Source organism: Streptomyces sp. NPDC045955 (assembly GCF_056430805.1).
The window spans coordinates 110,270-130,901 of the sequence record NZ_JBWKKY010000016.1 but is presented as its reverse complement, the minus strand read 5'-3'; the positions used below and the strand labels follow the sequence as shown (position 1 = coordinate 130,901).

The 20,632-nt window shown below is 72.3% G+C and carries 21 protein-coding genes; 16 read left to right on the top strand and 5 right to left on the bottom strand.

Annotation, left to right across the window (positions count from 1 at the left end; all coding sequences use genetic code 11):
* Nucleotides 1-366: 366 nt before the first annotated feature.
* Genes AC07F0_RS29375 through AC07F0_RS29365 form a run of 3 tightly spaced genes read left to right on the top strand, consistent with a single transcriptional unit; the run spans nucleotide 367 to nucleotide 3,143 of the window.
* On the top strand, nucleotides 367-1,179 hold the full coding sequence (locus tag AC07F0_RS29375) for a hypothetical protein (protein WP_478983102.1): 813 nt from the start codon (nucleotides 367-369) through the stop codon (nucleotides 1,177-1,179).
* An 8-nt stretch (nucleotides 1,180-1,187) separates the two neighbouring features.
* On the top strand, nucleotides 1,188-2,354 hold the full coding sequence (gene mycP, locus AC07F0_RS29370) for a type VII secretion-associated serine protease mycosin (protein WP_478983101.1): 1,167 nt from the start codon (nucleotides 1,188-1,190) through the stop codon (nucleotides 2,352-2,354).
* Nucleotides 2,355-2,414: 60 nt separating this feature from the next.
* Nucleotides 2,415-3,143, top strand: a complete 729-nt coding sequence (locus AC07F0_RS29365; protein ID WP_478983069.1) for an SseB family protein — start codon at nucleotides 2,415-2,417, stop codon at nucleotides 3,141-3,143.
* A 16-nt stretch (nucleotides 3,144-3,159) separates the two neighbouring features.
* Here AC07F0_RS29365 and AC07F0_RS29360 read toward each other — a convergent pair whose 3' ends face one another.
* Nucleotides 3,160-3,516: a DUF1844 domain-containing protein gene (locus tag AC07F0_RS29360; RefSeq protein ID WP_356925577.1), complete on the bottom strand. Its 357-nt coding sequence runs from the start codon at nucleotides 3,514-3,516 to the stop codon at nucleotides 3,160-3,162.
* Between the two features lie 396 nt (nucleotides 3,517-3,912).
* Between AC07F0_RS29360 and infC the strand changes: the two genes are divergently transcribed.
* The 10 genes from infC to AC07F0_RS29310 all read left to right on the top strand — a co-directional run bounded on the left by infC (nucleotide 3,913) and on the right by AC07F0_RS29310 (nucleotide 14,689).
* On the top strand, nucleotides 3,913-4,572 hold the full coding sequence (gene infC, locus AC07F0_RS29355; RefSeq protein ID WP_306970877.1) for a translation initiation factor IF-3: 660 nt from the start codon (nucleotides 3,913-3,915) through the stop codon (nucleotides 4,570-4,572).
* 109 nt (nucleotides 4,573-4,681) lie between these two features.
* Nucleotides 4,682-4,876, top strand: a complete 195-nt coding sequence (rpmI, locus tag AC07F0_RS29350) for a 50S ribosomal protein L35 (protein ID WP_059419477.1) — start codon at nucleotides 4,682-4,684, stop codon at nucleotides 4,874-4,876.
* Nucleotides 4,877-4,971: 95 nt separating this feature from the next.
* Complete coding sequence (rplT, locus tag AC07F0_RS29345; protein ID WP_010045263.1) at nucleotides 4,972-5,355, top strand: 50S ribosomal protein L20; 384 nt, start codon at nucleotides 4,972-4,974, stop codon at nucleotides 5,353-5,355.
* Between the two features lie 90 nt (nucleotides 5,356-5,445).
* On the top strand, nucleotides 5,446-6,306 hold the full coding sequence (locus tag AC07F0_RS29340; protein WP_478983068.1) for a TrmH family RNA methyltransferase: 861 nt from the start codon (nucleotides 5,446-5,448) through the stop codon (nucleotides 6,304-6,306).
* A 54-nt stretch (nucleotides 6,307-6,360) separates the two neighbouring features.
* Nucleotides 6,361-7,503, top strand: coding sequence for a sensor histidine kinase (locus AC07F0_RS29335; protein ID WP_478983067.1), 1,143 nt, complete (start codon nucleotides 6,361-6,363; stop codon nucleotides 7,501-7,503).
* Between the two features lie 129 nt (nucleotides 7,504-7,632).
* Nucleotides 7,633-8,760 carry a phenylalanine--tRNA ligase subunit alpha gene (pheS, locus tag AC07F0_RS29330; protein WP_478983066.1) on the top strand — a complete coding sequence of 376 codons (1,128 nt, stop codon included), beginning with the start codon at nucleotides 7,633-7,635 and terminating at the stop codon, nucleotides 8,758-8,760.
* Entirely contained in the window at nucleotides 8,760-11,273 is a 2,514-nt protein-coding gene (gene pheT, locus AC07F0_RS29325) for a phenylalanine--tRNA ligase subunit beta (RefSeq protein ID WP_478983064.1), read from the top strand. The genes pheS and pheT overlap by 1 nt, the downstream gene beginning before the upstream one ends.
* Before the next feature lie 152 nt (nucleotides 11,274-11,425).
* Nucleotides 11,426-12,436 carry a PP2C family protein-serine/threonine phosphatase gene (locus AC07F0_RS29320; protein ID WP_478983063.1) on the top strand — a complete coding sequence of 337 codons (1,011 nt, stop codon included), beginning with the start codon at nucleotides 11,426-11,428 and terminating at the stop codon, nucleotides 12,434-12,436.
* A gap of 259 nt (nucleotides 12,437-12,695) precedes the next feature.
* Nucleotides 12,696-14,036 (top strand): transcriptional regulator, encoded by a 1,341-nt coding sequence (locus tag AC07F0_RS29315; RefSeq protein ID WP_478983062.1) that lies wholly within the window; start codon nucleotides 12,696-12,698, stop codon nucleotides 14,034-14,036.
* A gap of 107 nt (nucleotides 14,037-14,143) precedes the next feature.
* The gene (locus AC07F0_RS29310; protein WP_436730083.1) at nucleotides 14,144-14,689 is read left to right on the top strand and encodes an NUDIX hydrolase; all 546 of its coding nucleotides are present in this window, start codon (nucleotides 14,144-14,146) and stop codon (nucleotides 14,687-14,689) included.
* 1 nt (nucleotide 14,690) lies between these two features.
* On the opposite strand, the gene AC07F0_RS29305 is transcribed toward AC07F0_RS29310, so the two are convergent.
* Both AC07F0_RS29305 and AC07F0_RS29300 read right to left on the bottom strand, forming a co-directional pair.
* Nucleotides 14,691-14,948 (bottom strand): hypothetical protein, encoded by a 258-nt coding sequence (locus tag AC07F0_RS29305; RefSeq protein ID WP_010045250.1) that lies wholly within the window; start codon nucleotides 14,946-14,948, stop codon nucleotides 14,691-14,693.
* A gap of 217 nt (nucleotides 14,949-15,165) precedes the next feature.
* A complete protein-coding gene (locus AC07F0_RS29300; RefSeq protein ID WP_078945615.1) occupies nucleotides 15,166-16,041 on the bottom strand; it encodes a 3-hydroxybutyryl-CoA dehydrogenase in 876 nt (291 codons plus the stop codon).
* Nucleotides 16,042-16,221: 180 nt separating this feature from the next.
* Here AC07F0_RS29300 and AC07F0_RS29295 point away from each other — a divergent pair, with 180 nt between their 5' ends.
* The gene (locus tag AC07F0_RS29295) at nucleotides 16,222-17,472 is read left to right on the top strand and encodes a glycoside hydrolase family 10-like protein (protein ID WP_478983061.1); all 1,251 of its coding nucleotides are present in this window, start codon (nucleotides 16,222-16,224) and stop codon (nucleotides 17,470-17,472) included.
* 1 nt (nucleotide 17,473) lies between these two features.
* On the opposite strand, the gene AC07F0_RS29290 is transcribed toward AC07F0_RS29295, so the two are convergent.
* Both AC07F0_RS29290 and AC07F0_RS29285 read right to left on the bottom strand, forming a co-directional pair.
* The gene (locus tag AC07F0_RS29290; RefSeq protein ID WP_010045242.1) at nucleotides 17,474-17,674 is read right to left on the bottom strand and encodes a DUF1918 domain-containing protein; all 201 of its coding nucleotides are present in this window, start codon (nucleotides 17,672-17,674) and stop codon (nucleotides 17,474-17,476) included.
* A 92-nt stretch (nucleotides 17,675-17,766) separates the two neighbouring features.
* A complete protein-coding gene (locus AC07F0_RS29285; RefSeq protein WP_478983060.1) occupies nucleotides 17,767-18,687 on the bottom strand; it encodes a DMT family transporter in 921 nt (306 codons plus the stop codon).
* On the opposite strand from AC07F0_RS29285, the gene AC07F0_RS29280 reads away from it, so the two are divergent.
* A complete protein-coding gene (locus tag AC07F0_RS29280) occupies nucleotides 18,686-20,122 on the top strand; it encodes an aminotransferase-like domain-containing protein (protein ID WP_478983059.1) in 1,437 nt (478 codons plus the stop codon). The two genes, AC07F0_RS29285 and AC07F0_RS29280, sit on opposite strands and share 2 nt — an antisense overlap.
* 40 nt (nucleotides 20,123-20,162) lie before the next feature.
* On the top strand, nucleotides 20,163-20,603 hold the full coding sequence (locus AC07F0_RS29275) for a GNAT family N-acetyltransferase (protein ID WP_478983058.1): 441 nt from the start codon (nucleotides 20,163-20,165) through the stop codon (nucleotides 20,601-20,603).
* The last annotated feature ends 29 nt before the right edge of the window (nucleotides 20,604-20,632 follow it).

The following is a 20,632-nucleotide window of genomic DNA, read 5'->3' as shown; positions in this document are numbered from 1 at the left end:
CCCACTCCCGGCTCGTCCGGACGTCCGGGGTACACCCCCACGTCACGCCGTACCGGCGCACCCTCCGGAAATTCCTCGGAGACGACCGCACGCCTGCGGCCGGTCCCAGCCGACCCGTCACCCTCCGAGCGTGCCGAGCGCCCGTCCTCCGAGCCTGCTGAACCCTTCGGCCACCCCCGTCCCGCGCGGCCCGGTGTTCCGCCGCGCCCCTCGCGGGCGCCTCAGATCGGCGCCGACACCGACACCGGTGCCACTGCCGGGCGTGGCATGCGCATGCCCCCCGCGCCGGCCCACCGGCCCACCGGCGTCTCTCCCGACCCGTCCCTCTCCTGGAACGCCCCCGCGACCTCCGGCGCACGCCCCGTCGTGTCCTTCGGGGAGCCCGAGGGGTACGACGGCGACGCGCGGCCCCGGCCGCTCGGGCGGCGCGGGGCGTCCCAGGCCGCCGCTGCCGCCGTCTGTCTCGTGCTCGGACTGGGGCTCATCTCGGGCGCCGTCACCGGGAGCTGGCTCGTGGGGGACTCAGGGGCGAAGGGCTCGCCCTCCACCTTCGCCGCGGCCGGCAGCCTCTGGCACAGCGTGCCCGTCGACCAGCTGTTCCCGCCCACCGTGCAGGGGCAGGGCGCCGGCCCCGGCGGAGCCGACCGCACCTGGACCCGGATCGCCGTCGCCCCGGACAGCGGCTGCAAGGACGCCTTCGACCCCCTGCTGCGCAAGGCCCTCGCCCCCGTCGGCTGCGAGCGGCTCCTGCGCGCCACCTACACCGACGCCACCGAGAGCTACGTGACCACCGTCGGCCTGCTCTTCACCACGGCCGACGCCCCGGGCATGACCTCCCTCGCGAACCGTTTCCGCAACGAGCGCCTGGACCGCCGCAGCGACCTGATGCCCCTGCCGTACGCCGCGAAGGACACGCCCGCGGCCCGCTTCGGCCCGCAGCAGCGCGCCGCCTGGACCGTCTCCGTGCTGACCGAGGCCCCGGTCGTCGTCTACGCCGTGTCCGGCTGGGCCGACGGCCGTACCGTCGACGACCCGCAGCCCGCCGGGGACGCCATGGAGTCCGGCGCCACCACAGCCCCCGCGCAGGCCGGCCTCGGCAACGAGGCACAGGGCCTCGCCGACCGCGTCGAACGCGACCTGCGCAAGAACGTCCGCTCGGCCACGGAGCAGCCGTCGTGAAAGCCGTCATGTCCCGCGCGGGCGGGTTCCTGAGTGTTCTCCTCGCCGCCGGCCTCGTCCTGGCCCCCGCCACCACCGCGCACGCCGACGGCATCCGCGCCCAGCAATGGGCCCTGGAGGCCATGCACACCCAGGAGGCCTGGCGGACCACCAAGGGCGAGGGCGTCACCGTCGCCGTCCTGGACACCGGTGTCGAGGCCGACCACCCCGACCTGATCGGCAACGTCCTCACCGGCAAGGACCTGATCCGCTTCGGAGCCGAACCCGGCGACCGCGCCTGGGCCCGGCACGGCACCGCCATGGCCGGCATCATCGCCGGGCACGGACACGGCCCCGGCGACGCCGACGGCGTCCTCGGCATCGCCCCCGAGGCGAAGATCCTCCCCGTCCGTGTGATCCTGGAGGACGGCGACCCCTCCCGCGCCAAGGCCCGCAGCACCCGCGGCAACGCCCTCGCCGAGGGCATCCGCTGGGCCGCCGACCACGGCGCCGACGTCATCAACCTCTCCCTCGGCGACGACTCCGCCTCCGCGCATCCGGAACCCGCCGAGGACCAGGCCATCCAGTACGCCCTGAAGAAGGGCGTGATCGTCGTCGCCTCCGCCGGCAACGGCGGTGAGAAGGGCGACCGCATCTCCTACCCCGCCGCCTACCCGGGCGTCATCGCCGCCACCGCCGTCGACCGCGCCGGAACCCGCGCCCCCTTCTCCACCCGCCGCTGGTACGCCACGGTCAGCGCCCCCGGCGTCGACGTCGTCATCGCCGACCCCGACCACAAGTACTACGAGGGCTGGGGCACCAGCGCCGCCGCCGCCTTCGTCTCCGGCGCCGCGGCCCTGGTCAAGGCCGCCCACCCCGATCTGACCCCGGCCCAGGTCAAGTCGCTCCTGGAGGACACCGCCCGCAACGCCCCGTCCGGAGGACGCGATGACTCCCGCGGCTTCGGCTTCGTCGACCCGGCCGCCGCCATCAAGGCCGCCGGCCGGCTGAAGCCGCAGGGCCTGCACTCGGCGGCCTACGGCGCGAAGTACTTCGGCAGCGGCCCGGACGCCACCGGCTCCGGCGACGACACCGCCGACTGGGCCGCCCCCCTCGCAGGCAGCGCCGGCGGCGTCCTGCTGGTCGCGGCCGTGGTCCTGTGGCGCGGCCGCCGCGCGAGCCACGACGACTTCTGACCTTCGGCCGGCAGGACCGCCCGCCGAAGCGGCGGCACCCGGCCGATAGGCTCGACGACCGTGGCGAACAAGAACATCCCCGACCCCGGCTTCTCCGACGACGACGGCTCCGCCGACCCCCGGGTGAGCGCGGCACTCGCCGCCTGGTCGGAAGACCGCCGTGCCGTGGGCCCGGTCCTCGACGCCCTCAAGGGCGCCCGGCTGCTCGTCCCCGTCGTGGCCGTGCTCGGCGAGGTCGAGGAGGACGAGCGGGGACTGCGCCGCGAGAAGACCAGCGACATGGCCGTACCGACCCTGAAGGCCGGGAACCGCACCGCGCTGCCCGCCTTCACCTCCACCGACTCCCTCGCCCGCTGGGATCCGGAGGCCCGCCCCGTCGCCGTACCCCTGCACCAGGCCCTCCAGGCCGCCGCGCACGAGAAGGCGGACACGGTCGTGCTCGACCTGGCCGGGCCCGTGCCCTTCGAACTGACCGGCCCGGCCCTGCTCGCCCTCGCGGAGGGCCGTACGACCACCGACCCGCTCGCCGACCCGGCCGTCGTCGGGGCCGTACGCGACGCGGTGGCCGCCGAGCCCGCCGTCCGGCGCGCCCACCTCGGCCCGGGCCGGGCCGACGGCACCCTCGCCCTGGTCCTCGACCCGGCCGCGGCCCCCGCCGAAACCGCCCAGGCGGTCGCCCGGCGGCTCGCCGCCGACGAGACACTGAGGGCCCGCCTGGTGCACGGCCTCGACCTGGCACTGCTGCCGGCCGGGGCGACGCCACCGGGCGAGCCCTTGTACGAACGCTGAGGGACCTGCGTACCGGCTATCCGTAGACCGGGCCCGTGTACTTCTCGCCCGGGCCCTTGCCCGGCTCGTCCGGGACGAGCGACGCCTCGCGGAACGCCAGCTGGAGCGACTTCAGGCCGTCGCGCAGGGGCGATGCGTGGAACGAGCTGATCTCGGTGGCGGACGCGTCCAGCAGGCCGGCCAGCGCGTGCACCAGCTTGCGGGCCTCGTCCAGGTCCTTGTGCGTGTCGCCCTCCTCGGTCAGACCGAGCTTCACCGCGGCGGCGCTCATCAGGTTGACGGCGACCGTCACGATCACCTCGACCGCCGGGACCTCGGCGATGTCGCGGGCCATGGCGTCGAAGTCGGGGGACTCAGGAGGGGTCTCACTCATGCCCCACACGATAGGCGCAGGCCGGGCATGCGCCGTACCGGCCCCCGGGGCGCCACGATTCGCCGTTCCTGGCCAATCCTGGTAATCTCGTGTAACGACCGGTCGGACCCGTATGCCTAGCGGCCCGCGAGCCCGACCCACAAGTGGAGGCTTTCGAACTCCCACCTGACCGCCCCCAGGGCGTCGGGTCACCGGTCAGACGGTCCCGTCCCAGCGGCGGCGATCCGTCCGAAAGCGCGCCCCGCGGCTCCCCGCGGCGGTGCTCCGGTAGTTCGAGGAGCCCCGCCTGGGAATCGTCCGGGGCATTTTTTGTGCTTCGGCGCGGTTAGGTCTATCGAATAGAGACGTTACGCGGCCGTCCGCCAGACCGTCGCGTGGTGCTACCGAGGAGGATCCATCAGCGCCGAGCCCCGCATCAACGACCGGATTCGCGTTCCCGAGGTGCGACTTGTCGGTCCCAGTGGCGAGCAGGTGGGCATCGTCCCCCTGGCCAAGGCACTGGAGCTTGCGCAGGAGTACGACCTGGACCTGGTCGAGGTCGCGGCGAACGCCCGTCCGCCCGTGTGCAAGCTCATGGACTACGGGAAGTTCAAGTACGAGTCGGCCATGAAGGCCCGTGAGGCGCGCAAGAACCAGGCGCACACGGTCATCAAGGAGATGAAGCTCCGGCCGAAGATCGACCCGCACGACTATGACACCAAGAAGGGTCACGTCGTTCGGTTCCTCAAGCAGGGCGACAAGGTCAAGATCACGATCATGTTCCGTGGTCGCGAGCAGTCCCGGCCCGAGCTGGGCTACCGACTGCTCCAGCGGCTCGCGGAGGACGTCCAGGACCTCGGTTTCGTCGAGTCGAACCCGAAGCAGGACGGCCGGAACATGATCATGGTTCTCGGTCCGCACAAGAAGAAGACCGAGGCGATGGCCGAGGCTCGCCAGGCGCAGGAGGCCCGCAAGGCCGAGGCGAAGGCCAACCCCGGCAAGTCGCAGAACGCCGCCGAGGCCGAGCTCGCCGAGGACTCCGCCGAGGCTCCGGCCGAGGCTTCCGCCGACGCGTGATCCCGGGGGACGCGAGTCCCCAGGAAGCAACCGAAACAAGACGACGCTCCACCGTGCCCGGTTTCACGACCGGGCACCGGAGCGCCACCGACGAGGAGAGTACGGCGCTATGCCGAAGAACAAGTCGCACAGCGGGTCCAGCAAGCGCTTCAAGATCACCGGCTCCGGCAAGGTGCTCCGCGAGCGTGCCGGCAAGCGCCACCTGCTCGAGCACAAGTCGTCCCGTGTGACGCGTCGCCTCACCGGCAACGCCGAGATGGCCCCGGGCGACGCCAAGAAGATCAAGAAGCTTCTCGGCAAGTGACGCTCCGGCGCCTGAGCGCCGTACGTCAGGACCGGGACCCAATCGATTTCGGGCCGTGTGCGGACCACCGCGGCCCCGCTACAAGGAGTTAAAAAGTGGCACGCGTCAAGCGGGCAGTGAACGCCCACAAGAAGCGCCGGGCGATCCTCGAGCAGGCCTCCGGCTACCGCGGTCAGCGTTCGCGCCTGTACCGCAAGGCCAAGGAGCAGGTCACCCACTCGCTGGTCTACAACTACAACGACCGCAAGAAGCGCAAGGGTGACTTCCGTCAGCTGTGGATCCAGCGCATCAACGCCGCTGCCCGCGCCAACGGCATGACCTACAACCGCTTCATCCAGGGTCTGAAGGCCGCGAACATCGAGGTCGACCGCAAGATCCTGGCCGAGCTGGCCGTCAACGACGCCGGTGCGTTCGCCGCGCTCGTCGAGGTCGCCCAGAAGGCGCTGCCGAGCGACGTCAACGCCCCCAAGGCGGCCTGACGCCGGCTCCGAGCCGATGTGACTCAAGGACCCGCAGGCCACCGGCCTGCGGGTCCTGCTGTGCAGCCAGCTACTGAGAAAGCGAACGCGATGCCCCCCGCCACCCCCGAGCTCATCTCTCCCCGTTCCACCCGCGTCCTGGCCGCGCGGCGGCTGGCGAAGCGGAACTTCCGGGGGAAGGAGCGGCTGTTCCTCGCGGAGGGGCCGCAGGCGGTGCGTGAGGCGGCCGGGCACCGGACCGGGGGCGCGGCGACGCTCGTGGAGCTGTTCGCCACGCCGGAGGCCGCCGAGCGATACGCCGACATCGTGGGGGCGGCCCGGGACGCCGGCGCCCGGGTGCACCTCGCCGCCGAGCAGGTCATCGCCGACATCTCCACCACCGTCACCCCGCAGGGCCTGGTCGGCGTCTGCCGGTTCCTGGACACGCCCTTCGAGCAGGTCCTCGCGGCCCGCCCCCGGCTCGTCGCCCTCCTCGCCAACGTCCGCGACCCGGGCAACGCCGGGACCGTGCTGCGCTGCGCCGACGCCGCCGGTGCCGAGGCCGTCGTCCTGACCGACGCCTCCGTCGACGTGTACAACCCCAAGGCCGTCCGCGCCTCCGTCGGCTCCCTGTTCCACCTGCCCGTCGCCGTCGGCGTCCCCGTGGAGCAGGCCGTCGCAGGGCTGCGGGCCGCCGGTGTCCGGGTCCTCGCCGCCGACGGGGCGGGCGATCGCGACCTCGACGACGAGCTCGACAAGGGCACCATGGGCGGGCCGACCGCCTGGGTCTTCGGCAACGAGGCCTGGGGCCTGCCCGAGGAGACCCGCGCCCTCACCGACGCCGTCGTCCGCGTCCCGATCCACGGGAAGGCCGAGAGCCTGAACCTCGCCACCGCCGCCGCCGTATGTCTCTATGCGTCGGCGCGTGCACAGCGCGCCGCCGGAGGGTGCCGCTCCGTCACCGGGAACTAGTAGGGTGACCAGCTCAGGGACCCCTCTGTGGAGCCTTGGAGGTGGGGTACGGGGATGAGCGTCGGCACGAGCAGCGCACCGGGGGCCCAGGACGCCGGGAGCCCGCCCGCCGCGTCCCGGCCGCCCGGTGATCTCGCCGACGTCGGCATCGACCCCGACATGCTGCCCGACGGACTCGTCGTCGCCGACGAAGAGGGCCGGATCGTCTGCTTCAACGCCGCCGCCGAGCGCATCACCGCCGTCCGCACCCGGGACGCCCTCGGACAGCCCCTGGAGAAAGCCCTGCCATTAGAGGATCTGGAGGGGCGCCGCTGGTGGCAGCTGACCGACCCGTACGGCGGTCTCGCGATCCGGGTCGGACAGCCCGAGCGCAACCTCCTCCTCCCCGGCGGCCGTGAGGTGCTGGTCTCCGCGCGCTACGTCCGCACCCGGCCCACCGGGCCCCTGAGGCGCCTCGTCGTCACCCTGCGCGACACCGAGGCCCGCCGCCGCACCGAGCGCAGCCACGCCGAGCTGATCGCCACCGTCGCCCACGAACTGCGCTCCCCGCTCACCTCCGTCAAGGGCTTCACCGCCACGCTGCTCGCCAAGTGGGAACGCTTCACCGACGACCAGAAACGGCTGATGCTGGAGACCGTCGACGCCGACGCCGACCGGGTCACCCGGCTCATCGCCGAGCTGCTCGACATCTCGCGGATCGACTCCGGGCGCCTGGAGGTGCGGCGCCAGCCCGTCGACATCGGCGCCGCCGTCGGCCGGCACATCCAGGCCTACGTCGCCGCCGGGCAGCCCGCCGACCGGTTCCTGCTGCGTGTCCAGCAGCCGCTGCCCGACCTGTGGGCCGACCCCGACAAGATCGACCAGGTGCTCAGCAACCTCCTGGAAAATGCCGTGCGGCACGGTGAGGGAACTGTCACGATCGACGTCACGGCCACGGCGTCCCCCCGCGAGGGCGAGGACATCGGCACGTCGGTCACGGTGAGCGACGAGGGGCCCGGCATCCCGGAGGAGTCCATGAACCGCGTCTTCACCCGCTTCTGGCGGGGCAGCAAGCGCGGCGGCACAGGCCTCGGGCTCTACATCGTCAAGGGCATCGTCGAAGCCCACGGGGGCACCATCACGGTCGGCCGCGCACCCGGCGCCGGCGCCGAATTCCGATTTACGTTGCCCGTGAGCGCTCCGGCCTATCTCGCCTGAGCAGCCCGCGGGCGCATTCGTACACCTCCACCCCGTTAGACTCGGCCCTTGGCACCTTTGTGTCCCGCAGACGGCCGTCGGAGTCGGTGACGGGGACCTTCAGCCAGCCAATCGGAAGCACGGGAAGAGATGTCGGCACCGAATAAGTCGTACGACCCTGTTGAGGTCGAGGCGTTGAAACCGGAAGAGATCGAGCGCATGCGGGACGAGGCGCTCGCCGCCTTCGCCGCCGCGGACTCCCTCGACGCGCTCCACGAGGCCAAGGTCGCCCACACCGGCCCCGCCTCCCCGCTGGCCCTCGCCAACCGCGAGATCGGCGCCCTGCCCCCGCACGCCAAGGCCGACGCCGGCAAACGCGTCGGGCAGGCCCGCGGCGCCGTGAACAAGGGCCTCGCCGCCCGCCAGGCGGAACTGGAGGCCGAGCGGGACGCCCGTGTGCTGGTCGAGGAGGCGGTGGACGTCACCCTGCCCTACGACCGCGTACCGGCCGGCGCCCGGCACCCGCTCACCACGATGATGGAGCGGGTCGCGGACGTCTTCGTGGCCATGGGCTACGAGGTCGCCGAAGGGCCGGAGGCCGAGGCGGAGTGGTTCAACTTCGACGCCCTGAACTTCCTGCCCGACCACCCGGCCCGGCAGATGCAGGACACGTTCTTCGTGCAGGGCCCCAAGGGCACCGAGGAGTCCGGGTCCGGCGTCGTGCTGCGCACCCACACCTCACCGGTGCAGGCCCGTGCGCTGCTCGACCGTGAGCTGCCGGTCTACATCGTCTGCCCCGGCCGGGTGTTCCGTACCGACGAGCTGGACGCCACGCACACGCCCGTCTTCCACCAGATCGAGCTGCTCGCGGTGGACGAGGGCCTGACGATGGCGGACCTCAAGGGCACGATGGACCACATGGTCCAGGCCCTGTTCGGCGCGGACATGGAGACCCGGCTGCGGCCCGCCTACTTCCCGTTCACCGAGCCGAGCGCCGAGATGGACATGCTCTGCTACGTGTGCAAGGGCGAGTCCGCCGGTAACCCCGACCGGCCCTGCCGCACCTGCTCCTCCGAGGGCTGGATCGAGCTCGGCGGCTGCGGCATGGTCAACCCGCGGGTGCTCACCGCCTGCGGCGTCGACCCCGAGAAGTACAGCGGCTTCGCCTTCGGGTTCGGCATCGAGCGGATGCTGATGTTCCGCCACAACGTCGAGGACATGCGAGACATGGTCGAGGGTGACGTCCGGTTCACCCGGCCGTTCGGGATGGAGATCTGATGCGGGTCCCGCTTTCTTGGCTGCGGGAGTACGTCGACCTGCCGGCCACCGAGACCGGCCGAGACGTCCAGGCCAAGCTCATTTCGGCCGGTCTGGAGGTCGAGACCGTCGAGCAGCTCGGCGCCGACCTCAAGGGCCCCCTGGTCGTGGGCCAGGTCGCGACCATCGAGGAGCTGACGGAGTTCAAGAAGCCGATCCGCTTCTGCACCGTCGACGTCGGCCAGGCCAACGGTACGGGCGAGCCCCAGGAGATCGTCTGCGGCGCCCGCAACTTCGCCGTCGGCGACAAGGTCGTCGTGGCCCTGCCCGGCGCCGTCCTGCCCGGTGACTTCCAGATCGCCGAGCGCAAGACCTACGGCAAGATGTCCCGCGGCATGATCTGCTCCAGCGACGAGCTGAACATGGGCGACGACGGCACCAAGGGCATCATCGTGCTGCCCCCGGAGACCGAGGTCGGCAAGGACGCGATCGAGCTGCTGGAGCTGGTCGACGAGGTCCTCGACATCGCCGTCACGCCCGACCGCGGCTACTGCCTGTCGATGCGCGGCATCGCCCGCGAGACCGCCATCGCCTACGGCCTGCCGCTGCGCGACCCGGCCCTGCTCGACGTGCCCGGCCCGAACGCGTACGGCTACCCGGTGCGGATCTCCGACCCCACCGGCTGCGACCGCTTCACGGCCCGCACGGTGACCGGCCTGAGCGCCGAGGCCCGCTCGCCGATCTGGCTCCAGCGCCGGCTCCAGAAGGTCGGCATGCGCCCGATCTCGCTCGCCGTCGACGTCACCAACTACGTGATGATGGAGCTCGGCCAGCCGCTGCACGCCTACGACCGCGGCCTGGTCCAGGGCACGATCGGCGTGCGCAGGGCCGAACCGGGCGAGAAGCTCACCACCCTCGACGGTGTCGAGCGCACGCTGGACGCCGAGGACCTGGTGATCACCGACGACCGCGGCCCGATCGGCCTCGCCGGTGTCATGGGCGGCGCCAACACGGAGATCGCCGACCACGACGACACCGAGAACTCCACGGCCGACATCGTCATCGAGGCCGCCCACTTCGACGCGGTGTCGATCGCGCGCACGGCCCGCCGCCACAAGCTGTCCTCCGAGGCGTCCCGGCGCTTCGAGCGCGGTGTCGACCCGCAGGCCGCCGCTGCCGCCGCGCAGCGCACGGTGGACCTGCTGGTCCTGCTCGCGGGCGGTACCGCCGAGGCCGGCGTCACCGAGGTCCTCGCCCCGACCGCGCCCCGCACCATCACGATCCCGGCGGACCACCCGGACAAGGTCGCTGGTGTCGCGTACGGCCGGGAGACCGTCGTACGGCGGCTCCAGGAGATCGGCTGCGACGTGTACGGGCAGGACGAGCTGATCGTCACTGTGCCGTCCTGGCGCCCCGACCTCACCGACCCGAACGACCTGGCCGAAGAGGTCATCCGCCTGGAGGGCTACGAGAACCTGCCCTCCACGCTGCCCAAGCCGCCGGCCGGTCTCGGCCTGACCGATCGGCAGCGGCTGCACCGCCGCGTCGGCCGTGCCCTGGCCGGTGCCGGGTACGTCGAGGCGCTGAACTACCCGTTCATCGGCGAGCAGGTCTTCGACCAGCTCGGCCTCGAAGCGGACGACCCGGTCCGCCGCGTCGTGAAGCTCAGCAACCCGCTGAGCGACGAGGAGCCGGCGCTGCGCACGACGCTGCTGCCGGGCCTGCTCACCGCGCTGCGGCGCAACGACGGCCGGGGCTCGCACGACCTCGCGCTGTTCGAGACCGGCCTGGTCTTCAAGCCGCGCGAGGAGCAGCGGATCGCCGACGTGCTGCCCGTCGACCGCCGCCCGACCGATGCGGAGCTCGCCGAGCTGAACGCGGCGCTGCCCGAGCAGCCGCGGCACGCCGCCATCGTCCTCGCCGGTGCGCGGGAGCAGGCCGGCTGGTGGGGCAAGGGCCGCCCGGCCGACTGGGCCGACGCGGTGGAGGCGGCGCGTTCCGTCGCCCGTGAGGCAGGCGCCGAGCTGATCATCCGCAAGGGGCAGTACGGGCCGTGGCACCCCGGGCGGTGTGCCGAGCTCGCGATCACCGTGGACGGTGCCGAGCGCGTCGTGGGCCACGCGGGGGAGTTGCACCCGCGCGTGGTGAAGGCGCTGGGGCTGCCGGAGCGCACCTGCGCGATGGAGATCGACCTGGACGCGGTCGAGTCGGCGGGTGACGCCACGGCGCGGGCGCCGCGGATCTCCACGTTCCCCGTCGCCACGCAGGATGTCGCCCTCGTCGTCGACGCGGTCGTTCCCGCGGCGGAGGTCGAAAAGGCCCTGCGTGAGGGCGCCGGGGAGCTGCTGGAGTCGATCCGCCTGTTCGACGTGTACGAGAACGCCGAGCAGTTGGGGGACGGGCGCAAGTCGCTGGCGTACGCGTTGCGGTTCCGGGCGGCCGACCGGACGCTGACCGTGGACGAGGCTTCCGCTGCTCGCGACGCGGCGGTTGCGCTCGCGGGCGAGCGTGTCGGGGCTGAGCTGCGGAGTTGATGCCGCCTCACTCGTTTGAGTGGTAAAGGTAGGTAAGCCTGCCCTTCCGGGTGTGCTGTCGACAGAATCGGACCGGCCTGTTCGGGCCGGTCCGATTCTGTGTGTCAGGGGCCTATTGGGGGGCCATCGGCGTGATCCGCATCAGGGGTCGGGTGCGAAGTCTCGGTCTGCCGACGGTATGGGGCGCGGCGGCCGTCACGTACAAGCTGGCCTGTCCGCTCGCCCAGGAGACCGGCCTCGAAGCGCGGATCGTGACCAGTGCCGTGTTCTTCGCGGTCGGTACCGGGCTGATCCTCCATGTGCGGCAGACGCTGATGCGTGAGCTGCGGCAGTTGCGCCGTGTCGCGGGTGCCGCGCAGAGCGCGCTGCTGAGGCCGCTGCCCCCGTGTGTCGACGGACTGGACGTCGCCGCCGCCCAGTTGCCCTCGGAGCGGGAGGCGGCCATCGGCGGTGACCTGTACGAGGTCGTCGCCACCGAGTACGGCGTACGGGCCGTGATGGGCGACGTCCGAGGGCACGGCATCGGGACGTTCGGGACCGTCGCCGCCCTGCTCGGCTGTTTCCGTGAGGCCGCGCACGACGAGAAGGACCTCGGTGGGGTGCTGCACCGGCTGGAACGCGCCCTGGCCCGGCACCTGCGCCAGGAGCACCCGGCGGGCGCCGCCGAGGAGTTCGTGACCCTGCTGCTCGTGGAGATCAGCGCCGACGGGGAGATGACCGCACTGAACTGCGGACACCCGTGGCCGTACCGGCTGAGCGGCACGGACGCCGACCAACTCGCCCCGGCCGATCCGTATCCGCCCCTGGGCCCGTTCCCGCTTCCGGCCGAGCGGTCCACCGTAGGTCTGGGGTATCTGGAGCAGGGTGACGCCCTGTTCCTCTTCACGGACGGTGCCCAGGACGCGAGGGATGCCCGTGGCCGGTTCTTTCCCCTGTCGAGCGTCGTGTCGAGCGTCGTGCGGGAGGAGGCCCTTTCCGCGCAGACCGTTCTGCGCGGGATTCTCACCGCCCTCCAGCACCACACCGGGGGTACGTCGTCGGACGACATCGCCCTGATGGTTCTCAGGAACGACCGGGGCAGGTCCTTGAGGGGCGCGGGGCACTGCGCGACCAGCCACAGCCCACCCGCGGCCGACGACGCACCCCTGACGCCACGGCGATGACTCGCCCCGCCCGGCCGGCGGAGCCGTCCGCCCCGCCACGGAGTGTCGGGCAGGCGGCTGGGCGGACGGCGGAAGCGGGCCGCCGCACTGTACGAGGGGGAGCCGGCGGCCCGGCCGGCCTCTTTCGAGGCATTTCAGTCAACCGGCTGACGACTCTCCGCGACAGTGCGCGCACAGTGCGGATTCGAGCACTCCGTTCACACCCCGTGTGAAGGGGGAGCCACTAATCTGGCCGCACCGAGCCACCCGGGGGGCCCACATGCAGCCCAACACTCTCCTCGACGCGATCCTGGACGAGGCCGGGATCTCGCACGCGGGGCTGGCCGCACACGTCAACCAGGCGGGACGGGCGCGTGGTCTGTCCCTGCGGTACGAACACACCGCCGTCGCCCGGTGGTTGAAGGGGCAGCGTCCCCGGGGGCAGGTCCCCGACCTGATCTGCGAGGTGCTCGCCGCCCGGTTGCAGCGGCAGGTGACCCTGGACGACATCGGCCTGGGCGTGCCCGGGGAGCCGTCCGCCGCGCACACCGGTTCGCTGTCCGGCTTCGTCGAGCGGGCCACCGCCCTGTGGCGCTCCGACCAGCAGCAGCGCCCGCACATCCTGGGCGCGCCCGCGCTCACCGGCACGCCCGCCGTGATGCCGGTGTGGGAGTGGGAGAACCCGCCCGAGGACGTGGACGTCTCGCGCGGCGGCAGACACCGGGTCACCCCGGGCGACCTGGACATGCTGCGGGCCGCCCGCACGCACTACGAGATGCTGTACCGCAAGGCCGGGGGCATCGCGACGCGGGCCCGCATCGTCGGTTTCCTCAACTCCGAGGCCGCGCCGCTGCTGCGCGGCAGCTACACCGACGAGACGGGCCGTCAACTCCACCGCGCCACGGGCGGGCTGGTGGCCGTCGCCGGGATCTGCGCCTACGACTCCGACGCGCACGGCCTCGCGCAGCGCTACTTCCACCAGGCCCTGCGGCTCGCCAAGGCCAGCGGGGACCGCGGACTCGGCGCCTACGTCATCGCGCTGCTGGTCAACCAGTCGCTGTTCATGCGGGAGTACCGGCAGGCCGTGGCCTTCGCCGAGGCCGCGCTGCGGGCCGCCGGCAAGCACATCACCCCGGCGCTCGCCTCCGACCTCTACGCGATGCAGGCCAAGGCGTACGCGCATCTCGGCGACGGCACGAGCGCTCTGTCTTGCATCCGGCGGGCCGAGCAGGCCGCGTCCCGCATCCGGCGCGGCTACGAGCCCGACGAGACCGGTTATGTCCAGCCGGGGCTGGTCAACGTCCAGGTGGCGGAGGCGCTGCTGAGCCTCGGGGAGATCGCGGCCGCCGGGGAGCACGCCGCGGCCGCGGTCGACAACCCGGCGCACGACCGCGGCCGGGTGCACCGGCTCGCCATGCTCAGCACGATCGAGCTGCGGCAGGGCAACGCGGACAAGGCCGTGGCCATCGCCGTGCAGATGGCCGAGCAGGCCCGCGGCATGGAGTCCCAGCGGTTGCGCGACCGGCTGCGCGCGGTGCGGGAGCACCTGATGCGCAGCGGCTGCGCCGGCACGGCCGAGGCCGCCGAACTCATCGACGGGGCCCTGCGCGTACCGTTGTAGACCCCGGGCGCCGCCGCCCGTGTCATCCCGAGCGACGTCCAGTGCGCCTGCTGTCCGTACGTCCCTACTGCGATATTGCCACTTACTCGACGGAAGGTGGCAGAACCGTGCAGTGGACGAAACACAACGAACAAACTGTGTACTCAAACCGTTGGTTCAGCGTCAATCTTGCCGATGTCGGACTGCCGGACGGCCGGCATCTGGACCACTTCCTCATACGGCTGCGGCCCGTTGCCGTGGCCACGGTCGTGAACGCGGCCAACGAGGTCCTGCTGCTCTGGCGGCACCGCTTCATCACCGACAGCTGGGGCTGGGAACTCGCGGCGGGCGTCGTCGAGGACGGCGAGGACGTCGCCCGCGCGGCCGCCAGGGAACTGGAGGAGGAGACCGGCTGGCGGCCGGGACCCCTGCACCACCTCATGAGCGTGGAGCCGTCCAACGGACTCACCGACGCCCGGCACCACGTGTACTGGGCCGACGAGGGCGAGTACGTCGGTCACCCCGTGGACGACTACGAGTCGGACCGCAGGGAATGGGTTCCCCTCAAGCTCGTCCCCGACATGGTCGCCCGCGGGGAGGTCCCGGCCGCCAACATGGCGGCCGCGTTACTGCTGCTGCACCATCTCAGGCTCGGACAGGACACCTTGCCCTGAGCTAACGTCCCAGTGCCTGCCAGATCGCCACGACGAGGGCACCCACGGCGGTGAGGGCGGCGACCGCGGGCAGCGGCCAGCGCGCGTGTTCGAGTGAGTTGATCCGGGTGTTGAGCTCGTCGAGTTCCTTGGCGGTCTCCTCGGTACGGTGGCTGAGCAGAGCCAGCCCGCCCTCGACACGGGCGTACGCCACATCGAGGCGGCGTCGTAACTCTGCGAGTTCTCCATGAACGACCGGATGCTCGGGATCGACGGTCACGAGTCCGCTCCTTTCCGTAGTCGTTGCACATCCCTTGCATGCGCATGAGGAGTCAACTCGCCTGGTGGGCGGCTGGGGAGAGTGTGCGACGGGCATATGCGAGCCCGGCGCGCACACGGTGTGTGAATGCCATGGGCCCGGCACCCCTTCAGGTGCCGGGCCCATCGCTTGGCCGAATTCTGACCGTCCGTAATCAGCCTCGATGGCGTGTGCGGCGTCAGTCGTACGTGTAGAAGCCCGACCCGGTCTTGCGGCCCAGTCGGCCCGCGTCGACCATGCGCTGCAGCAGCGGGGGAGCGGCGTACAGGGGCTCCTTGTACTCCTCGTACATCGACTGGGCCACCGAGGCGACCGTGTCCAGGCCGATGAGGTCGGAGAGCTTCAGCGGGCCCATCGGGTGGGCGCAGCCCATCTCCATGCCGTTGTCGATGTCCTCGCGGCTGGCGATGCCCGTCTCGAACATCCGGATCGCGGAGAGCAGGTACGGGATCAGCAGCGCGTTGACCACGAAGCCGGAGCGGTCCTGGGCGCGGATCGCGTGCTTGCCCAGCAGCTTCTCGGTGAACAGCTGGGCCCGGCTCAGCGTGCCCTCGGACGTGGTGAGGGCCGGGATCAGCTCGACGAGCTTCTGCACCGGGGCCGGGTTGAAGAAGTGGATGCCGATGACCTGGTCGGGCCGCGACGTCGCCACCGCCAGCTTCACCAGCGGGATGGAGGAGGTGTTGGAGGCCAGGATGGCGTCGGGCCGGGTCACGACCTGGTCGAGCACCTGGAAGATCTCGGTCTTGACCTGCTCGTTCTCGACGACGGCCTCGATCACCAGGTCGCGGTCGGCGAACTCGCCGAGGTCCGTGGTGAAGCTCAGACGGGCCTGCGTGGCCTCCAGCTCCTCCTCGGTGATCTTGCCGCGCTCGGCTGCCTTGGCCAGGGAGTTGAACAGCCGGGTCCGGCCGATCTCCAGGGCCTCGCCGGTGGTCTCGGCGACCATGACGTCCAGACCGGACCGGGCGCACACCTCGGCGATCCCCGCGCCCATCTGACCGCAGCCCACGACTCCGACGCGTGCAATGTCTCCCGCTGGGGTGTCCGTCACATCGTCCCTTTCGCTGCTGATCCACTTCCGGGCAGGTGCTCCGGGTCCCGGTGCCTGCTCCGTTCGTGCACGTTACTCCCAAGTATCGATGATCGATCGCGGGGGTCGGGTCCGCTTCGGGCATGCTGGGCGCGGAGCGATCCGCGACCGGGCGGATCCGCGGCTTTTTGGGGCATGCGGATGGGACGAGTGTCACGCAGGGCGTTCGCGGTGGCGGCGCTGTCGGCTTTCACGATGATGCCTCCGGCGTCGGCCGCGCCCAAGTCGGCCGCCGGGGGGCACGGCCGGGGCGGCGACAGGGCGGTCTCCGAGATGCGGGGCGTGTGGCTGGCCACCATGGCCAACCGCGACTGGCCGTCGAAGCCGGGCCTGACCGCCACGCAGCAGCGGGCCGAGCTGATCACCCACCTCGACAGGGCGGTCCGCAACCGGCTCAACACGGTGATCTTCCAGGTCCGGCCCACGGCGGACGCCCTGTGGCCCTCGCCGTACGAGCCGTGGTCGCAGTACCTCACCGGCACCCAGGGCAAGGACCCCGGCTGGGACCCGCTGGGCACGGCCGTGGAGGAGGCCCACGCCCGCGGCCTGAAGCTGCACGCCTGGTTCAACCCGTACCGGGTCGCCGCCCACGCCGACCTGACCCGGCTGGCCGCCGGCCACCCCGCCCGCAGGAACCCGGACTGGGTGGTGACGTTCGGCGGGAAGCTCTACTACAACCCCGGGCTGCCCGAGGTGCGGGGCTTCGTGCAGGACGCGATGCTCGACGCGGTGGAGGAGTACCCCGTGGACGGCGTCCACTTCGACGACTACTTCTACCCGTACCCGGTGGCGGGCCAGAGCTTCGACGACGACGAGGCCTACGAGGAGTACGGCGGCGGCTTCCCGGACCGGGCGGCGTGGCGGCGGGACAACATCGACAAGCTGGTGCGCGAGACGGCGGAGCGGGTCAAGCAGGTCCGGCCCGGCACCCCCTTCGGCGTCAGCCCCTTCGGCGTGTGGCGCAACGCCGCCACCGACTCGCGCGGCTCGGACACCCGGGCGGGCGTGCAGACGTACGACGACCTGCACGCGGACACGCGCAAGTGGGTGCGCGAGGGCTGGATCGACTACATCGTCCCGCAGCTGTACTGGAACATCGGCTTCGCCGCCGCCGACTACGCGAAACTACTGCCCTGGTGGGCGGAGGTCGCGCGCGGCAGCTCGACGCGGCTGTACGTGGGGGAGGCGCTGTACAAGGCCGGTGACCCGGCGCAACCAGCGGCCTGGCAGGACCCCGCCGAGCTGTCCCGGCACCTGACGCTGGCCAGGGGGCACGCGCAGGTGCGCGGGAACGTCTACTTCGCCGCCAAGGACGTGGCGGCCGATCGGATCGGGGCGATGGCGAGGGTGGTCGCCGACCACTACGGGCAGCCGGCGCCGCCGCCGCGCTGAATCACGGCCCGGTGGTGGTCTCCCGGTGCCGGATCTCGGTGTCGGGTCCCGGCGAGCACACGCCCTCGTGCCCGTCCTCGAACCGGACGCGGTACGGGGGGTTGCCCTCCTGGCCCAGCACTTCGACGATCTCGCCGACCTTGTCGTGCTGACCGACCACCCTGCCGTGCTGGACAAGCTGGTCGCCCACGGTTGCGCGCATCTGGGGCCTCCTCACGAGGTGTGGAGCAGCGGTCCGTGGCCTTTGAGTCTACGGCCGGGGGCGCGACTCGGCAGGGGCCGTGCGGGCCCCGCTCAGCCGCGCGCCCGTTGTGTGACGGCGATGCAGACCAGCACCGCCACAGCTGTCAGCGGGGCGGCCACCGGCAGGTGCTCGCCCAGCAGCAGCACCGACCACACCAGTGTGAGCAGGGGCTGGGCGAGCTGCAACTGGCTGGCCTTCGGGATGCCGACGGCCGCCATGCCCCGGTACCAGACGACCAGTCCGAGGAACTGCGAGCCCGCGGCGACCCACAGCAGCCCGGCGACGCTGTGCGCGGTCAGCCGTACGGGTTCCTGCGCCAGGGCGAACGCGGCGACGGGCAGGGTCAGCGGCAGGCACAGCACCAGCGCCCAGCCGATGACGTGCCAGCCCGGCATGACCCGGGCCAGCCGGCCGCCCTCGGTGTAGCCGGCCGCGCACACCAGCAGGGCCGCGAAGAGGTACAGGTCGGCCCTGCTCAGGGCACCGCCGCTCTGCTGCACGGTGAAGGCCAGCACCGCCGCCGCGCCGGCGAGGGCCGCCGCCCAGAAGGTACGCGAGGGCCGGGTACCGACGCGCAGGGCGGACAGGAGCGCGGTGGTCAGGGGGAGCAGTCCGACCACGACGGCGGCGTGCGCGGTGGTCGAGGTCTCCAGCGCGAGCGTGGTCAGCAGCGGGAAACCGAGCACGACACCGGCGGCGACGACCGCGAGGCCGAACCAGTGGCGGCGGGCGGGCAGCGGCACCCGCAGCGCCAGCAGAGCACCGCCCGCGATCGCCGCGGCCAGGACGCTGCGGACGGCGACCAGCGACCAGGGACCGAAGCCCTCCAGACCCCAGGCAGTGGCGGGGAAGGTGAGGGAGAAGGCGATGACGCCCAGGGCGGCCTGGAGGGTGCCGAGGCCGGGCCGCTGCTCCCGCTCCGCGGCGACCGCTATCCTCGAAGGGGTAGTAGCGCTACTCTGTGCTCTCATGCAAGAGCGTAGCAGCGTCGGTGAACTGGCGGAACAGCTGCGGCGGGAGCTCGACCGCTACTCTCCGGGTGGAAAGCTGCCGTCGAGCCGGGCCCTGATCGAGCGGTTCCGGGTGAGCCCCGTGACCGTGTCGCGGGCGCTGGCGCAGCTCGCCGCCGAGGGACTGGTCGTCACCCGGCCCGGCGCGGGCGCGTTCCGCGCGCAGGCCCGGACGGCACCGGCCGCGGCCGGTGACACCTCCTGGCAGGAGGTCGCGCTCAGCGCGGACGGTGCCGCCGACCTCGTGCCGCGCTCGGTGGACGCCTCCGGGGTCCTCGTCTCGCTGGCAGCCCCGCCGCCCGGCGTGATCGAGTTCAACGGCGGCTATCTGCACCCCTCGCTGCAGCCGGAGCGCGCCATGGCCGCCGCCCTCTCGCGCGCCGGACGCCGCCCCGGCGCCTGGGGACGCCCGCCCATGGAGGGGCTGCCGGAGCTGCGCGAGTGGTTCGCACGGGGCATCGGCGGGTCCTTCACGGCCGCCGAGGTGCTGGTCACCGCGGGCGGGCAGTCCGCCCTCACCACCGCCCTGCGCGCCCTCGCCCCGCCCGGCGCCCCCGTCCTCGTCGAATCCCCGACCTACCCCGGCATGCTCGCCATCGCCCGTGCGGCGGGCCTGCGCCCGGTGCCCGTCCCGGTGGACGCGGACGGCGTGAAACCGGCGTTGCTCGCCGACGCGTTCCGGGCCACCCGTGCCCCGGCCTTCGTCTGCCAGCCGCTCTTCCAGAACCCCACCGGTGCCGTGCTCGCCCCCGAGCGGCGCGGCGAGGTGCTGCGCATCGCCCGCGCGGCGGGCGCGTTCATCGTCGAGGACGACTTCGTGCGGCGACTCGTGCACGAGGACGCGGGACCGCTGCCGCGCCCGCTGGCCGCCGACGACCCCGACGGTGTCGTCGTCCACGTCTGCTCGCTGACCAAGGCGACCTCCCCGAGCTTCCGGGTGAGCGCCCTGGCCGCGCGCGGCCCGGTCCTGGAGCGGCTGCGCGCGATCCAGGTCGTCGACACCTTCTTCGTGCCCCGGCCCCTTCAGGAGGCGGCACTGGAACTCGTCGGCTCGCCCGCCTGGCCGCGCCATCTGCGAGCGGTGTCCGCCGAGTTGAAGGCGCGCCGGGACGTGATGACCGCCGCGCTCGCGCAGCACCTGCCGGAACTCGTCCTGCCGCATGTGCCGTCCGGCGGCTACCACCTGTGGCCGCGCCTGCCGGACGGGACGGACGAGCCGGCCCTCATGGCGGCCGCCTTGCGCGCGGGCGTCGCGATCACCCCCGGCCGCCCCTACTTCAGCGCCGAGCCGCCGGCCGCGCACATGCGGCTGAGCTTCGCGGCGGTCGCGGGGACCGGGGAGATCACGGAGGGGGTACGGCGGCTGCGCACGGCCTGCGACGAGGTGCTGGGATAAGGGTTCGACGCTTGGCCCGCTGACCTGCCAGTATCCCGTCATGACCGACACACAGAGCCTGCCCGAGGGCTACGAGATCTCCACCGACACCGCCCGCGTCGACGCCGAGCGGGTCCACCACTGGCTGTCCACCGACGCGTACTGGGCGCTGGGCCGTACCCGCGAGAAGCAGGACCGGGCGATAGAGGGGTCGCTCAACTTCGGCGTGTACGACACGGTGTCGGGGGAGCAGGTGGCGTACGCCCGGGTCATCACGGACCGGGCGACCTTCGGGTGGCTGTGCGACGTGTACGTCGACCCGTCGGTGCGCGGCAAGGGTGTCGGCACCGCGCTGGTGGCGGCCGTACGGGACGAGCTGCGGCAGTACGGGGTGCGCCGGGTCCTGCTCGCCACGCACGACGCGCACGGCGTCTACGAGAAGCTCGGGTTCGCCGCGCTGGAGCGGCCCGAGGATTGGATGGCGCTCATCTTCGGCCCGTGAAGGCCGGTGCACCCTGGGTAACTCCCTGG